Source organism: Thauera sp. 28 (assembly GCF_000310145.2).
Classification (GTDB): domain Bacteria; phylum Pseudomonadota; class Gammaproteobacteria; order Burkholderiales; family Rhodocyclaceae; genus Thauera; species Thauera mechernichensis.
The window spans coordinates 1-254 of the sequence record NZ_AMXA01000117.1; the positions used below are offsets into that span (position 1 = coordinate 1).

Genomic DNA, 254 nt, shown 5'->3' on the forward strand with positions numbered 1-254 from the left:
CCTTCGAAGGAGAGCTGCTGTTCGAGGGTGTGGCCGGGGGCGGCGTGCATGGCCTGGCGGGTGCGCACCAGCGCCTTGGTGGGCATGGCGGCGAGCTGGGTGGCGAGCGCGTCGACCTTGGCGCCGAACTCGGCGTCGTCGTACGCGGCCCAGATCAGGCCCCAGTCGGCGGCCTTCTCCGCGGGCAGCTTGTCGGCGAGCAGGGCCAGGCCCATGGCGCGTGCCATGCCGACGCGCTGGGGCAGGAACCAGGT

General features: G+C 73.2%; 1 protein-coding gene. It reads right to left on the reverse strand.

Going from position 1 to position 254, the window contains the following annotated elements; translation table 11 throughout:
* Window positions 1-254 (reverse strand): enoyl-CoA hydratase-related protein (locus C662_RS19700; RefSeq protein WP_002934998.1); only part of this gene is annotated, 254 nt, incomplete at both ends.